This is a genomic window from Paenibacillus alkalitolerans, from assembly GCF_016482785.1.
GTDB classification, from domain to species: domain Bacteria; phylum Bacillota; class Bacilli; order Paenibacillales; family YIM-B00363; genus Paenibacillus_AE; species Paenibacillus_AE alkalitolerans.
The window spans coordinates 48686-60797 of sequence record NZ_JAEMXM010000016.1; the positions used below are offsets into that span (position 1 = coordinate 48686).

The window sequence follows — 12112 nt, forward strand, 5'->3', positions numbered from 1 at the left end:
ACTTGCAGCAGAAATTATCCGCTTACAGCGCATGTACACGACACTTTCAGCTCTTTGCGCCTTCCTAACCGGAGAAACTCCGGTTACAGCGCTTATTTTTGGCCATCATCGCCCTTCTAACCGGAGAAACTCCGGTTACAGCGCTCATTTTCGGTCAACTGGGCCTTCCTAACCGGACAAACTCCGGTTACAGCGCTCATTTTCGGTCAACTGGGCCTTCCTAACCGGAGAAACTCCGGTTACAGTGCTCATTTTCGGTCGACTGCGCTCTCCTAACCGGAGAAACTNGAAACTCCGGTTACAGTGCTCATTTTCGGTCGACTGCGCTCTCCTAACCGGAGAAACTCCGGTTACAACCACAAATAGGGTCAATTTTGACCCTGTGAGCATAACTTGTTGGCGTTAACCAACCGGCAATCCAACTGAAGTTGCGAGTGAAGAACAGAGTTATTCAATGTTACAATAACTTCAATAATCAGACGGAGCGTGATATTCCGATGGGCAGTCAACGTGTAACCGATTATCGATTTTATGTGGGTACATACGCTTCTTCACATGATGAAGGCATTCATTACATGAGTTTGAATCGCGAGAGCGGCCGGCTCTCTAAGCTAAACGCGGTTTCCGGCATTGATAACCCCTCATACTTAACGCTTGACCTTGCAAGGAAGATGCTCTACGCCGTCAGCGAAACGGAAAGCGGACAGGTGTATGCGTACGATGCGGCGGATACGGGGACCGGACAGCTGACGTTCCGCAATAAGCGCGCCACCGCGGGAAGTTCCCCATGTCACGTTTTGCTGTCGGGCGATCTTCTGCTTATAGCGAATTATATGGGCGGCGTTTCCGTATTTCCGGTAGCGGACGACGGCGGCATCGGCGAAATGTCCGAACACCTGCGATATGAAGGAACCGGGCTGCGCAAAGACCGTCAGGAAGGGTCCCACCCGCATTCGGTATTCGCAAGCGTTGACGGGCGATATTTTTATGTTTCCGATTTAGGGCTCGATACGATTTTCATTTACAGCGCGGATCGGGAGAACGGCCGGTTGATCCCGCAAGGGGAGTGCCGTTTGACTGCGGGAGCGGGTCCCCGTCACATGTCGTTCCATCCGCATAAGCCATACGCTTATTGCATCAATGAATTGGACTCGACCATTACCGCGTTTCATTATCATGCGGAAACGGGCGGGCTTAAGCACATCGATACGATTTCCACTCTGCCGGAACGATTTCATGAAAACAACACGACCGCCGACATCCATCTCTCGCCTTGCGGCAATTTCCTGTACGGTTCCAACCGGGGGCACGACAGCATCGCGATGTTTCGAATCGCTGCTCAGACGGGAATGCTAAGTTTGATCGGACATATTTCCTGCGGGGGCCGCACTCCGAGAAATTTTGCCGTTTCTCCGGACGGAGAATATATACTGGTCGCGAATCAGGACAGCGAAAATATCGCGTGCTTTCGGGTCGACCCGGCAACCGGCACTTTAGCCGATACAGGCGAACGAATCGGCGTCAACAAACCTGTGTGCATCCGGTTTGCGCCGCCGCACAATTTCCGATAAATCAACTTGGTTTTATTCAAAATGGTGGAATGTACCCGATATAATAAATAATTATGCCTTACTTTGCGAATTCTTATTACCTAATTTCCTTAGGTTTAATCCAAAATAGAAAAAACTATTGTATAATAGAGGTAACAAGGGCATTGAGGGGGCGAACGCGATGAACGGTACCATAGCGAAGCGTTGGAGGAAGCTTCCCTCCATATTTTTGACCTTCTGCAAGATCGGTCCGATCACGTTCGGAGGCGGCTACGCCATGATCCCGTTGATCGAGAAAGAAGTCGTCGACCGCCGGCGATGGTTGAAAACCGAAGATGTGTCGGACGTGTTTGCCGTTGCTCAGTCAATACCGGGTGCGGTCGCTATCAATTCCGCAACTTTCATCGGTTACCGCCTGGCTGGCATTCCCGGCGCCGTCACCGCCATGTGCGGAGTGCTGCTGCCTACGTTTCTCATTGTATTGATGCTGTCCGCGGCTTTTTTACAGTTTCGGGATTTGCCTTTGGTCGAAGCAGCGTTCGAAGGCATCCGCGCAGCGATTGTTGCCGTCATTTGCTATGCGGGTTACAGGATCGGGAAGACGGCCGTGCTCGATAAGACGACGCTGGGTGTTGTCGTCGGGACGGTGCTTTTGTTGTTGTTCGTGAATGTTCACCCTGTAATTGTCATATTGAGCGGCTTTTTCCTCGGCATTGCGGCCGTAGCCGTCCGGAGCTGGCTCGGATTGCAGACAAAGCTCGAAGACCGTCCGAAGGAAGAAGAATGGGGATATATGATGGGAGACGGCATTTAAGGGGGCGAAACGGATGCTGTGGGACTTATTTGTCACTTTTCTCATGATCGGCACCGTTTCGTTCGGCGGAGGATATTCCATGATTCCGGTGATCGAAAGAGAAGTGGTGCGGGATCACGGATGGATGTCGCTGCAAACCTTTACCGACGTCGTTGCCGTCGCCGGGATGTCTCCGGGTCCGATCGCTACAAACTCGGCAATCTTTATCGGTTACAAGACGGCGGGTGTGCCCGGCGCTTTGGTGTCGGCATTGGGGACGGTTTTGCCTTCGCTTGCTCTGATCGTTGCGGCCGCGGCGATATTTTATAAAGTTCAGAAAAATGTCCACGTGAAAAGGGGATTTTACGGTTTGCGCCCGATCATTACGGGTTTGATTTTTTACGCAGCCATCTCTTTCGCCGTCGGCAATCAAGTCATTCCAACGACAGCCGCATCTTTCAACCGGCATACGATTATTCTCGTTCTCATTTGCGCAGCGTCGCTGTTTGCGCTTATCCGGTTCCGGATGCATCCCGCAGCTGTAATCATGTTGTCCGGATTGGCCGGAATGGTGCTGTTCGGCTGATGACGGAGCGGGGAAATGCTTGTATACTTGGTGAAGCGGAAAACATTTTTGCGGAAATGGGGTTGTAGGCTTGTCTATTCGTTATGATTCCGTCGATCGGATTTTCCATCTTCAAACCGTCGGGACCAGCTATCTGTTTCAAATTCATCCGAAAGGATACATACAGCATCTGTACTGGGGCCGGCCGATCGGTGACGCCGACGCGCGGTACATCGGCAGGACGGTGGAACGGGCGTCTTTTAGTCCGAATCCGGACCCGGAGGATAAGACGTTGTCTTTAGACACGCTGCCACAGGAATATCCGGCTTACGGAACGTCGGATCTGCGGAGTCCCGCCTATGAAATACAGATGGAAAACGGATCTTCGGCAACCGAATTGAAGTATGTCGAACATACGATTGCAAGTGGGAAACCGGAGCTTCAAGGACTGCCGGCTACATATACGGAGAGCGACGATGAAGCGGATACGTTGACGTTGGTGCTCGAGGACGAAACGAGCGGGCTGAGAGCTTATGTGAGCTACACCGCTTTCGAGAAACTGAACGCGATTGCACGCTCCGTCCGGTTTGAAAACCGAAGCGGCGCTCCGATTCGGCTGATCCGCGCGTTAAGCATGAGCGTCGATTTCGAACATTCGTCGTTTCGCATGCTGCATCTGGCAGGCGCTTGGGCGCGCGAACGCCATATCTATACGCGGGCGTTGACGCCGGGTACGCAGTCGATCGAGAGCCGCCGCGGAGCGAGCAGCCATCAGCATAATCCGTTCGTCGCTTTGCTCGGCAGAGACGCAACGGAGGATTACGGCGATGTGTACGGCTTTAGCCTCGTGTACAGCGGAAGCTTCCTGGCCAACGTCGAAGTCGATCAATTCGGGACGACGCGGGTGGCGATCGGTATCAACCCATTCGACTTCAGCTGGCTGCTGCAGCCGGGAGAGACGTTCCAGACACCGGAAGCGGTTATGGTATATTCGTCCGAAGGACTCGGGCACATGTCCCGCACATTCCATGAGTTGTATCGCTCACGGTTGTGCAGAGGCGCGCACCGAGACAAAGAGCGGCCTATCCTTATTAATAACTGGGAAGCGACGTATTTCAACTTCAACGCCGAGAAAATATCGGCGATCGCCGAAGCCGGGAGCGAATTGGGCATCGAATTGTTCGTGCTGGACGACGGTTGGTTCGGAAATCGCGACAACGATAAGGGCTCGCTCGGGGATTGGTTCGTCGACAAGAATAAATTGCCGAACGGCTTGAAGGACTTGGCCGAGAAGATCGAAGGCATGGGGATGAAGTTCGGTCTTTGGTTCGAGCCGGAGATGGTGTCTCCCGACAGCGAGCTGTACCGGAAGCACCCGGACTGGTGCCTCCATGTGCCGAACCGCAGACGTTCCGAAGCGCGCAATCAGCTCATACTTGACTATTCTCGCGCGGATGTCAGGGAATACATCGTTTCCGTCATATCGGATATTCTTGGCAATTCACCGATTTCTTATGTGAAGTGGGACATGAACCGGAATATGTCCGAAATCGGTTCCGCCAAGCTCCCGCCGGAACGCCAGCGGGAAACGGCGCACCGCTACATGCTCGGATTATATGAAGTGCTGGAGGAAGTCACTTCGCGCTTCCCGCATATTTTGTTTGAAAGCTGCTCGGGCGGCGGCGGCCGATTCGATCCCGGGATGCTCTATTACATGCCGCAGACGTGGACGTCCGACAACACCGATGCGGTCAGCCGGTTGTACATTCAATACGGAACGAGCATCGTATATCCGGTCAGTTCGATGGGGGCGCACGTATCGGCTGTCCCGAACCATCAGACCGGACGGAACACATCAATCGACATGCGGGCGCATGCGGCATACACCGGGGCGTTCGGATACGAGCTGGACCTGACGAAGCTGACGGACAGCGAGAAAGCGGCGGCGAAAGAGCAGGTCTCATTCTTCAAATCCATCCGCAAGCTCGTCCAATTCGGCGATTTTTACCGCATTCTTAGCCCGTTAGATGGCGATGAGACGGCGTGGATGGTCGTATCGAAAGACAAGAAGGAAGCGTACCTTGCATATTTCCAAACGAGGAATGAGGCGAACGCTCCGCTTGGCCGCATCCGCCTCAAGGGTCTGGATCCGACGCTCAGATACCGGATTCCGGATTCCGATTCGATTGTTGGCGGCGATTTCCTGATGAATGTCGGCCTGCCGAAGCCTCAGACGTGGGGAGATTACTCCAGCGCCGTATATTATCTAAAAGCGGAATAACGTATATGCTGCCGGGGGAGCGTTCTCGTTCCCCCGGCATTTCAACTTCAATGCGAGGAGCGCACCATGGAATTCACCGTTCAGTATTTATCATTCTTTGTCATTCAAACGGCCGCGCAAGGCGCCGACACGGACAAGACGTTCCGCCACTACCAAACGCTTGACGCTTTCGATTATGCCGACAGCGAACTCAAGTCGTTTCTCGACGGGGAGTTTGCCCGAATCTGCAAACGAAAAGTAGAGAAGCACCCGCAATCGGACGTCGTACCGACGAAGATCGGCTCATTCATCGTGGAGCCGGGATTCGAGCTTGCGAGCAATCCGAACTGGGCCTTGTTTCATCGGCTGCGCACCGCCGATAATAAAGAGCAGTTTCATGCATACAGCGACGAGATGGTCCGTATGTACATGGACACGAGCGCGGTGCGCGGCGGAGCGTTCATCGTTGCGCGAGCGAAGCTGAACAAGTGGTTCGACGATCCGTTCCTCTTCATTATGAAATGCGACTTCGAGCCGAAAATTGCCCGCATCTCCGACGAGAAACACTTGATCGCCGCCGTGGAAATGGCCATCAGCGCGCGCAACATCAAGTCGATCCAATATCCTCATATGCCTGAGGAAGGAATGTCGGAGGAGGGCGAGCTGAAGATTCACCAAGCGTCCCATGCCCGCTATTTCGAAGACTTCCTCAAATTCGTCTCTTACGAGAAGTCGATGCCCGAAATTGTTACCCAACAAGTGACGAGTATGGTTCAGCAATATATGGAGCAGAAGTGGCAGGAAACGTACAACGAGGAGAGGGAGCAGGAGGAACAAAGCTTCGAAGTATGGTCCGCCAGCGAGAAGAGGGAGCTTCAGGAAAAATGGTCCCACGATCAAGTGGCCGCGGCGACAATGCAAGTGGTGGAGCATAAACCGGATATCGAGCTGAAGTTGAAGCTGGACGACGTGACCGTCAAGGGGCGGATGGCCGCTTACGGCGACAGCATTCATATCGCAAGATTTAACGGCAAGTATGTTGTGTTGATAGAGGGGGATTCCTTCCTGTTTGAGAAGAACGTTTCGCCTGTCGAGCTATTGCAGCCCCCGGAGTTGGAGGAACTGCTGCGGGAATTGGCCGGCAGGAGGGAAAGCAACTAACGTTCGGTATTCACTTGATACTTTGGGATTGTCAGCTTTTGAACAATATATCGCTGACAAAGTGTATGTACGTTATACTATCCTTCTTCCGATAGTAATGGGCTAGTGGTAGGTAGTGTTCTTATTACAAATATTTTTGTTGGTTCGTCACATGTTACTTTGCATGTACTTTATCATCGTAATCCGTGCAATACAACAGTTGATTCAACCGGCCAGTTTCATAGGCCGGTCTTTGCATTGATTGCAAGGGTTAGTATAATGCCCATCCGGATCAACATAATTAACTGGACTATTTCCTGAATACGCATAAAGATTTAAGTTAAGAGGACTGTCTTCGAATCCGCCGAACAATTTATTACTATTAAGTTGGCGGCTTCGCTACCGGCGGCTTAGGTGCAGGCGGCTTTGGTGATGATGGGTACACGTGATGCTCCACCTCCTGACCCGCCCCCTCCCGTTGAACCACACGCCCCCATTGGACCTGGCCATATATTGGAACAAGATAACTACGATCCGGGGCATAAAAGTTTATCAAAGAGATGATCTTATAGCCCCGTATAAAAAAGATTTAACAGGGAGGACAAACCTTCAGAGAATGAAGGCCGGTCATGCACCAATAGGTCCTGATGGTCAATCTGTTCAACTTCATCACATGACTCAAAGAAATCAGAGTTCAATTGTGGAAGTAATACAATCATTCCATCAGCTTAACAGTAAGTTGATTCATATTAACCCAAATACGTGGCCATCCGGAATTAACAGAATTCAATATAACAACTGGAAACAGAATTATTGGAAAAACAGAGCAAAAGATTTTCAGTAATGAAGGAGGAAAAAAATATGAGTCTTGAAACGTACAATCAAGCAAAACAATATTTACTAAATAACCAAGAAAAAGGATTCTTTGTCGGTCCACGTCCTCAAGAACTAATAACACTCGCCGAAGAAACACTTGGTTTGAAATTTCCAGTCTCTTACTTGGATTTTCTCAAAACTTTTGGAGCAGGCAGCTTCGGTGCTCAGGAGATTTATGGGATAATTCACGATGATTTTGAAAATTCTTCAGTTCCAGATGCAATTTGGTGCACTCTTACAGAGAGAAAAGAGATTGATTTACCTCATCATCTGCTTATTATTTATCACACTGGATTTGAAGAATTTTTTTGTTTAGATTTCAGTCAACAAGATACGTATGGTGAGCCCCCTGTTGTTGCGTTCGTTCCAGGAGTTGATAATGATAAGCAACAGTATGAGGTAATTGCAAAGGACTTTGGGGATTTCTTGTTATATTTGATTAACCTAGAACAAGAAGAAATATAGATTCTGCTTCTCGGCTTAGGAACGTTCGTTCTGGCATGATGAGCATATAGGAACAAACGTTCTGATGCAACTCCGGGAGCAATCATTTCACTTGCTTCCGCTTCCGTCATTGTTGCTCTTCTGCTGAAGTTGCCGCAAATAAACGTCCAAGTTATCGAATCTTTCCTCCCAGATGCGGCGGAAAGAATCCAGCCAACTGTCCAGCTCTTGAAGCGGCTCCGGACGAAGTTTATATATCCGCTTATTCGCCACCGGCTGCACCTCGACAAGACCGGCATCGCTAAGAAAACGAAGATGTTTGGAAGTTTGCGGCTGGTTCAGATCGAGCCGTTGGGCGATTTCGCCTACCGGCAGAGGGCCGTTGAGCAGCAATTCGACAATATCCAATCGGTTCGGTTCCGCAAGAGCGCTGAAAGTCATCGTGTTCATAAATCATCTACTCCAATTGAAATTGTTCTTATCTACAATATACGCGTTACGGAATATAACTGTCAAAGAAAATGAATCCCATCTGCAAAGCATTATGCTGCTATTCATAGAGAGAGGCATTGGATCGCGTGACGAATAACGGAGCATGAATAATTGAACCGTTCTTTCTCTATAGACGACAAGTTCAGTTCCAATATTTCTTTGATCACGGTCGATCAACATGATCTCGTCGCTTGATTGATCAAGGAGTAAGCGCAGCTAGACCCTACGTTGCCTGCGCCGACGATCGCCACTTTCCTCACATTGCTTCCCATACTCCATCCCTCCTCGCAAAAATTATGAATATTATATGGGAGCAATTGAAGTTAAAGTGACAATTACGTCAGGAATTGTAACGTAAAAACCATTGTTTGTGCCGTCGAGTGTAAAGTACGCTCGATGACGCAAGCAATGGTTTTTCTTCGCCTCGTATTTTATCCCATATTATTAGTGTCAAAAATAGCCCTCGCGGTAATGTCCTGCTCGTAATCGCCGAAGCTTTTGCCGAATATCGTAAGTCCGCCGGCATTTTTCGCCGTTCCCGGGGCTGCGATCTTAAATTTAATGTCCGAAGTCGATGTCAACCCGATGTCCGTTATGGTTACGTTGGATATTCGGCATCCGTCAATGAACGAGCCTTCCTTATTGACGCGCAATAATTTAAGCACGCCGTATTGGTTCAGATGAAGCGGCCACCAATCCGGATTGTACCTTCCCTTGATGCTTCCGAAATCGCCGGGCGACGTCCAGCAGCCGAGCTCGATATTATTGATATAGAAATAAATGTCGGACGGCCAATCGTTGTTATAGCCCGGAGCCTCCGAGCTCAGCTCCATAATAAATTGAAGCTCGCTAAACTGCTGATTCGATTTTAAATAATTCGGAATGCGGTACTCCAAATAGCCTTTCGACATCCATATAATGCTTGCGTTTATATGCTGGGGGTCGGCAAAATAACGCGGATCGTCAAACTCCCCGATAATGGCGTCCTTGGTAGCGAGTCCGCAAGTGGGATGAGCTTGATAATCGCTGTAATGCCCCACTTTAATATCTACCTCGTATATGTTTTCCGGTTCCGTGTTGCGAAGCTCGACGGTAAGAAGGTCTTCATTCAGGTAGCACAGTTTTTGAATGCCGTGTTTTCCGACCGCGGTCGTAATATCGATGAGCCCGCATTCTTCCAGCTTCTTAATATGCATGGAAACAGCGCCGTTGGTGATGCCGAGCTTCTCTGAAATCTCATTTAAGTTGAGCGAATTGTGGGCTGCCAACAACTCTAGTATTTCTATTCGAATTTCTGAGCTTAACGCTTTGAAAATATTTAATCCCGATTTTAACTCTTTAATATGGATCAACGGCTAAAAACACCCTTTCACCCCGAGATTTATTTTAATTAATCATAAAGTAAATAAACAAAAAAGAAAAGGAATTAATAAAAAACTGAAATAAAAGTCAAATATCAATGCATTATGATTACATAAATTATATATTAAGTAAATAAATAGATTAATATATGATATCCATCCTACTTTTATTTTAATAATTTGTGTGTGCATTTTAGCAAAAAATATTTCGAAAGCGCATTCAAAAAACATATTGACAAAGAAAGACGGGCTATATACCATAAAAATGTATTTTAATTTAGTTTTATCTAAATCAATTTAAGTCTGTTTCACCCAGCAACAAATTATTTTAAGGGGGAACGAAAGTGAGAAAACATTTTCTGGTTTTACTTGCAGTGATCTTGGCCATTTCGGCGGCGCTGGCCGGTTGTTCCGGTTCCGGCGGGAATACCGCAGGGGAAACCTCGGGAGAGCAATCGTCCGGATCCGGCGGGACAAAGCTTGAGATGTGGACATTTAACGAGCTGCACGGCAAATTTTTCACTCATATGGCGGAGAAATGGAACGAGGCAAACCCGGATAAGAAAATCGATTTGAAGGCAACGACGCTTCCGTACGAAGACATGCACAACCAACTGCTTGTCGCATTGCAATCCGGCACGGGCGCTCCGGACTTGTCGGATGTGGAGCTCAGCAAGTTTCCGAATTATTTGAAAGGCGAGCCGCAATTGCTTCCTTTAAACGATATTGTTGATCCCGTCATGGACAATCTCGTGAAATCCAGATTGGATATTTACGCGAAAGACGGAAATTACTATGGAATCGATTTCCATGTAGGCGCTTCCGTAATCTATTATAACAAAGAATTGCTGGATAAAGCCGGCGTGAATCCGGACGATATAAAAACATGGGATGACTATAAAGAGGCCGGCAAAACCGTGCTGCAGAAAACCGGAGTGCCGATGACGACGCTGGAAGTTGCCGATCAGTGGTCGTTATGGCCGCAAGTCGCTCAGCTGCAAGGTCCGAACGACCTGCTTACGACGAGCGGGGAAGTCAATTTAGACGATCCGGAAATCGTTAAAGTGCTTCAGTACCAACAGGATTTAATCAAGGAAGGGATCGCGATCGCGGCTCCCGGCAACCTGCACCATGCCGAAGAATACTACGGGTTCATGAATAACGGCGGCGCCGCTTCGATTTGGATGCCGCTGTGGTACATGGGAAGATTTATAGAGTACATGCCCGATCTGAAAGGAAAAATCGTTATCAAGCCGATGCCTTCTTGGGAAGCGGGGCATCCGCGCTCGGCGGGTATGGGCGGAACGGGCACCGTCGTTACGAATCAATCCAAGAATCCCGAGTTGGCGAAAGAGTTTCTCACATTCGCCAAGCTGTCCAAAGAGGGCAATATTGAAATATGGAAGCAGCTCGGTTTCGATCCGATCCGCTCCGATGTTTGGAATGACCCGGCGTTAAAAGAACCGAACAAGTTCACCGAGTATTTCGGCGACGGCATCTTCGATGTATTGGTAGAAGTGAAGGACGAAATCGAAGGCGTCAATATCGGCGAAAAGTCGCCTGCAGTTTTCGATGCGGTCGATACGAAAATAATGTTTGAATCGCTCGTTAATATGCAAGATCCGGCCAAAGTGTTGAAGGCTGCCGCCGATGAGCTTAAATAAACGAATTAGTTCGCAGGAAAGAGGGTATCACTAGCCGTTGAGGCTGGTGATATCTTTCTTCCCGAAAGGAGGAACGCGGACGAGAATGAGTTTTCTATATTCGAAGAAGCTTGCGCCGTATGTGTTTGTGTTTCCTTTTCTATTGTCATTCGCCCTTTTCTTCGCTTACCCGGTTTTTACAACGGTCGTAATGAGTTTTCAGGAAGTGCTGCCCGGACAGACCAAATTTATCAATTTGGACAACTATGAAAAATTATGGAACCCGACCTTTTTCAAGGCTCTTAGAAACAGTTCTATTTATACGGCGCTAACGCTTTGCGTATTAATCCCGCTCCCGATGCTGATGGCCGTGTTCTTAAATTCGAAAGTCATATTTGCGAGAAATTTGTTTCGTTCGGTATTGTTCATACCCGCATTGACTTCCGTCGTGGTGGCGGGCATCATTTTCCGCCTTATTTTCGGAGGACAGGAAGGCGCGCTGCTGAATTCCTTTATCTCATACGCAGGGTATGATCCCATCAAGTGGCTAAACGGGGCGAACACAGGCATGTTTGCGCTCGTTGTGCTCGCTACATGGCGCTGGTTGGGGGTCAATCTTCTCTATTTCCTGGCCGGGCTGCAAAATATACCGCAAGAAATATATGAAGCCGCTGAGATTGACGGCGCCACCGCTTGGGATAAGCTCACCCGGATTACACTGCCGATGCTGAAGCCGATCGTCATTTATGTGATGACGATCAGCATTTACGGCGGATATTCGATGTTTGTGGAAAGCTATATGCTATGGGGCAGCAACAAATCGCCGGGGGATATCGGTCTTACGATTGTCGGATATTTGTACCGTAACGGATTGGAGCAAAACAATTTAGGCTTCGGTTCCGCGATCGGGATCACGCTGTTAGTCCTTACTTTCGTCATCATTATGATCCAATTGAAGCTCTTCGGCATGTTCAGGAAGGAGGAATAG

General features: G+C 49.0%; 11 protein-coding genes. 9 read left to right on the plus strand and 2 right to left on the minus strand.

All coding sequences use genetic code 11. From position 1 onward, the window contains the following. Positions 1 to 497: 497 nt before the first annotated feature. The 7 genes from JET16_RS20925 (at position 498) to JET16_RS20955 (ending at position 7649) form a co-directional block, all read left to right on the plus strand. The gene (locus JET16_RS20925; RefSeq protein ID WP_199620024.1) at positions 498 to 1571 is read left to right on the plus strand and encodes a lactonase family protein; all 1074 of its coding nucleotides are present in this window, start codon (positions 498 to 500) and stop codon (positions 1569 to 1571) included. A 160-nt stretch (positions 1572 to 1731) separates the two neighbouring features. Then, positions 1732 to 2364: a chromate transporter gene (locus JET16_RS20930; RefSeq protein WP_199620027.1), complete on the plus strand. Its 633-nt coding sequence runs from the start codon at positions 1732 to 1734 to the stop codon at positions 2362 to 2364. A gap of 13 nt (positions 2365 to 2377) precedes the next feature. Beyond that, complete coding sequence (locus JET16_RS20935; protein WP_199620029.1) at positions 2378 to 2929, plus strand: chromate transporter; 552 nt, start codon at positions 2378 to 2380, stop codon at positions 2927 to 2929. 70 nt (positions 2930 to 2999) lie between these two features. After that, complete coding sequence (locus JET16_RS20940; RefSeq protein ID WP_199620031.1) at positions 3000 to 5189, plus strand: alpha-galactosidase; 2190 nt, start codon at positions 3000 to 3002, stop codon at positions 5187 to 5189. A 66-nt stretch (positions 5190 to 5255) separates the two neighbouring features. Then, on the plus strand, positions 5256 to 6329 hold the full coding sequence (locus tag JET16_RS20945) for a DUF3900 domain-containing protein (protein ID WP_199620033.1): 1074 nt from the start codon (positions 5256 to 5258) through the stop codon (positions 6327 to 6329). Positions 6330 to 6756: 427 nt separating this feature from the next. Then, entirely contained in the window at positions 6757 to 7152 is a 396-nt protein-coding gene (locus JET16_RS31175) for an HNH/ENDO VII family nuclease (protein WP_407673172.1), read from the plus strand. A 17-nt stretch (positions 7153 to 7169) separates the two neighbouring features. Beyond that, entirely contained in the window at positions 7170 to 7649 is a 480-nt protein-coding gene (locus JET16_RS20955) for an SMI1/KNR4 family protein (protein WP_199620037.1), read from the plus strand. 87 nt (positions 7650 to 7736) lie between these two features. Here the strand turns inward: JET16_RS20955 and JET16_RS20960 are convergent, their stop codons facing one another. Beyond that, positions 7737 to 8078, minus strand: a complete 342-nt coding sequence (locus JET16_RS20960; protein WP_199620040.1) for an ArsR/SmtB family transcription factor — start codon at positions 8076 to 8078, stop codon at positions 7737 to 7739. 473 nt (positions 8079 to 8551) lie between these two features. Then, positions 8552 to 9472 carry an ArsR/SmtB family transcription factor gene (locus tag JET16_RS20970; RefSeq protein ID WP_199620043.1) on the minus strand — a complete coding sequence of 307 codons (921 nt, stop codon included), beginning with the start codon at positions 9470 to 9472 and terminating at the stop codon, positions 8552 to 8554. Positions 9473 to 9825: 353 nt separating this feature from the next. Between JET16_RS20970 and JET16_RS20975 the strand changes: the two genes are divergently transcribed. Beyond that, positions 9826 to 11145 carry an ABC transporter substrate-binding protein gene (locus JET16_RS20975; protein WP_199620045.1) on the plus strand — a complete coding sequence of 440 codons (1320 nt, stop codon included), beginning with the start codon at positions 9826 to 9828 and terminating at the stop codon, positions 11143 to 11145. Positions 11146 to 11230: 85 nt separating this feature from the next. Next, positions 11231 to 12112, plus strand: a complete 882-nt coding sequence (locus JET16_RS20980) for a carbohydrate ABC transporter permease (RefSeq protein WP_199620047.1) — start codon at positions 11231 to 11233, stop codon at positions 12110 to 12112.

Excerpts from the sequence above, each read along its gene's own strand:
- JET16_RS20925 (WP_199620024.1), top strand. The coding sequence starts at position 498 with ATGGGCAGTCAACGTGTAACCGATTATCGATTTTATGTGGGTACATAC.
- JET16_RS20930 (WP_199620027.1), top strand. The coding sequence starts at position 1,732 with ATGAACGGTACCATAGCGAAGCGTTGGAGGAAGCTTCCCTCCATATTT.
- JET16_RS20935 (WP_199620029.1), top strand. The coding sequence starts at position 2,378 with ATGCTGTGGGACTTATTTGTCACTTTTCTCATGATCGGCACCGTTTCG.
- JET16_RS20945 (WP_199620033.1), top strand. The coding sequence starts at position 5,256 with ATGGAATTCACCGTTCAGTATTTATCATTCTTTGTCATTCAAACGGCC.
- JET16_RS31175 (WP_407673172.1), top strand. The coding sequence starts at position 6,757 with ATGCTCCACCTCCTGACCCGCCCCCTCCCGTTGAACCACACGCCCCCA.
- JET16_RS20955 (WP_199620037.1), top strand. The coding sequence starts at position 7,170 with ATGAGTCTTGAAACGTACAATCAAGCAAAACAATATTTACTAAATAAC.
- JET16_RS20960 (WP_199620040.1), bottom strand. The coding sequence starts at position 8,078 with ATGAACACGATGACTTTCAGCGCTCTTGCGGAACCGAACCGATTGGAT.
- JET16_RS20980 (WP_199620047.1), top strand. The coding sequence starts at position 11,231 with ATGAGTTTTCTATATTCGAAGAAGCTTGCGCCGTATGTGTTTGTGTTT.